General features: G+C 49.4%; 2 protein-coding genes. Both read right to left on the bottom strand.

Annotated features, from left to right (window positions below; genetic code table 11):
• Positions 1-348: 348 nt before the first annotated feature.
• Positions 349-1,404, bottom strand: coding sequence for a DUF1559 domain-containing protein (locus tag Q0294_RS19420; RefSeq protein ID WP_299468759.1), 1,056 nt, complete (start codon positions 1,402-1,404; stop codon positions 349-351).
• A gap of 230 nt (positions 1,405-1,634) precedes the next feature.
• Positions 1,635-2,702 (bottom strand): DUF1559 domain-containing protein, encoded by a 1,068-nt coding sequence (locus Q0294_RS19415; RefSeq protein ID WP_299468757.1) that lies wholly within the window; start codon positions 2,700-2,702, stop codon positions 1,635-1,637.
• Positions 2,703-3,147 lie beyond the last annotated feature (445 nt).

The following is a 3,147-nucleotide window of genomic DNA, read 5'->3' as shown; positions in this document are numbered from 1 at the left end:
ATCGCTGCTAATCCAGTGGCAGTCAAGTTGCAGCTCGCTTATTTCTTTGCCTCTGAGAGGCTCGAAGTGACCACTATCCCCGACTCAAGCCGGGCGCAAAGCGACTCTCCCTTTGATTTGCAAATTGTATAACGTTCCTTATCCGATTTACCGGTAATACGTCAAGAGACGTTATACAGAGTTACGTCTCCGGCACGACAGCTGCACCGAATTCTCTTTTCCAATACCAAAGCTTAGGATCTCGGCACCCGCGCATAAAGTGTGCATGCATACAGATTCTATTGGCAACCATAAAAAAACACCAGAGACCTTTCGATCCCTGGTGTCAGTAAGTTTGAACCGGTTTGATCAGAAGGATGATTCGTCAACGAGAACCTGACCGTACCGCTTGCCGGCGGGTGTCAACAGACGGGCATACACGCCTGCATCCATCTGTGGTGTCAATGATTTTCCGCTTCCATCACAGTAGACCACATTCACGGCTCCGCTGGGGTGGTTGGAACTGGGACGCCAGGCCTGTCCTTTCTCTGCTGTCAGGTTTGAACCAATACGTGAGTTTGTGCCAGAAACAGAATTCCGTAGATTAAATTCAGAAGGCAGACGAAGCGAGGTCGATCCACTTGAATAGACACCTTGCATATCCACGCCGAAGCCCAGGCTGCCGGTATCCTGATCAGACCATTCCCCGGCCTGCAGATTTTCAGATAACATCAGAGTCTGTGTCAAGCCGTCACCTTCAGAAATGAAGTCCAGCGACATCCGTGATTCGGAGGGCCGCCAGAAAACACCGGTAGCAAATTTGATCGGGATGTCAGCAGTTGTTGCCACGTCTCCATCCAGGCCACCATCGACGCTGTCTGGATGGTGGGCGACATCATTTGACGAGTTATAATGGGTGGTGACATACCCCACATTCACTGCATATGACAGCGCTCCTGGATCGGTATTAAACTGATCATCGGGACAAGAAAACACAGGAAACCGAATTTGATTCAAATCTGTAAGTGCTTGAATTTGAGCCGACGTGGCACCATCCTGAGCAGCAAGGTTGGCTGTCGCGTCCCATCGTTGACGGAAACCGACGTTATCCAGGAAAGGCAGAATGGTAGTACACCAGGAGAGGTTATCATTCCCGGCATTGGCATTCCCTGAGGCGTTTTCAATGTTCGGATCAACGAGCAGAGGCAACTGAGAGTGGGTGCCCGATGAGAAGTTGACCACCGCCAGACCGACGTTCCGCATGTTATTCAGACAGGTGATTTTTCTTGAAACGACACAGGAAGACTGGATGGCCGGCAGTGTCAGCGCCACCAGAATGCCGATGATGGTGAGCACCACCAGCAATTCGACCAGCGAAAACCCTTTACGCTTCAGCGACGTGCGTTGGGTGCGTTGTTGATGCATTTCATTCTCCGTAATGGAAGTATGGTTTACACAGATAATCGATTGCTTCTGATCACGCTCACATCGGGGCGATGGAAATCCACGAGTGACTGAATGCCAGAAAACCGCCTTTGTATGTTTCGAACTCCGCGTAAAAAAACACCAGAGCCTCTGGGGCCCTGGTGTCTGTAAGTTTGAACCGATTTGAGAATAATCACTCAAAACTGTGGTTGCAGAATTGCTACCTCAAATTAGTAAGCAGTTCCGTCCACAACAGCCTGACCATATCGCAAACCAGCGGGTGTCAACAGACGGGCATAGATTCCAGAATCCATCTGAGGTGTCAGAGACTTTCCACTGCCATCGCAGAAGATCACATTCACGGCACCACTGGGATGGTTGGAACTCGGACGCCAGGCTGATTTGGGAGCAGCGCCCAGGTTAGAACCAATTCGTGAATCAGTACCATTGCTGGAATTGGTTAAATTAAATCCCGCTGGCAGGTATAAGTCGTCAGCTAAGGTCGCTGTCGTCGCAGCGTCTGCTGTCCTTGGCAAAAGCCCTTGCATATCAACGCCAAATCCCAGGCTGCCTGTATCCTGATTTGCCCACTCGCCGGCTTGAAGATTCTCTGACAACATGAGGGTCTGAGTCATTCCATCGGCGGCAGAGATGAAGTCCAGAGACATCCGGGGAACACCGGTACCACCTCGCCAGAAAACACCGGTTGCGAATTTAACGGGAGAGGCTGTAACGCCCGAAGAGAGAATCAGATTGGTATTCGCTGCATGGGTATAATCCGCACTTGCATTGTAATTATTCATTACATATCCAACATTTACCACATAAGACAATGCACCTGGGTCGGTACCGAACTGATCATCGGGACACAAGAATACAGGAAAACGCTGAGAGTTTAAAAAGTCAATATTCGTGGTAGAGGCACCATTCACTGCTGCAGCACTCGCCGTGCTGTCCCATCGTTGCCGGAAACCGACTTGGTCCAGGAATGGTAGAATCGTGATACACCAGGAAAGGTTGTCATAGCCGGCGTTGGGATTTCCTGAGGTATTCTCAATGTTTGGATCTACCAGTAGCGGCAACTGTGAGTTGGCTCCTGATGAGAAGTTGACCACAGCCAGGCCGACGTTGCGCATGTTATTCAGACAGGTCACCTTGCGGGCGGCGGCACGGGCACCGTTGATCGCCGGTAGCGTCAGTGATACCAGGATGCCGATGATCGTGATGACCACCAGCAGTTCGATCAGCGTAAACCCTTTACGCTTTTGCAACCTTTGTTTGTTTCGTCGAGTATTCATTGTTATTCTCCTCACTAAAAATACGGTTCAAACTGATTATATAGTACTTGTTGACAAGTATCAAAAACAAATTCAAAAACAGTTCAATTCTTCAGGAAGCCCGAGGAATCGCTCACTATTCGTTTCTACAGGAACAGACGTTTCAAACGTCTTCGCCTCACAGACTCAGAATCGCGGCCCGCAACCAGAGTTAGCAACTAAGGCAACATGACTTCCCCCTCTCTCCTGTAACATGTTTACTCATTATTTCATTTATCTGCATTATACCGATCAGGTAACGTTTGACCACAACCACTAATCTTCCTGGATGGACTGAATCAAATGGCGATGGCGAACCAGTCGTTTCCAGTTGTCGAATTTTTTCGTAGTCGGGTCATATGCTTCTTCAACACGGGTACGGTCGACGACAAAAAACCACGATAATCGACATCGTGAACCGTTTTGC

It is taken from the genome of uncultured Gimesia sp. (genome assembly GCF_937919775.1).
GTDB lineage: Bacteria > Planctomycetota > Planctomycetia > Planctomycetales > Planctomycetaceae > Gimesia.
This window is presented reverse-complemented; position numbering and strand designations above follow the sequence as displayed.

Coding starts and splice junctions, on each gene's coding strand:
- Q0294_RS19420 (WP_299468759.1), bottom strand. CDS start 1,404: ATGCATCAACAACGCACCCAACGCACGTCGCTGAAGCGTAAAGGGTTT.
- Q0294_RS19415 (WP_299468757.1), bottom strand. CDS start 2,702: ATGAATACTCGACGAAACAAACAAAGGTTGCAAAAGCGTAAAGGGTTT.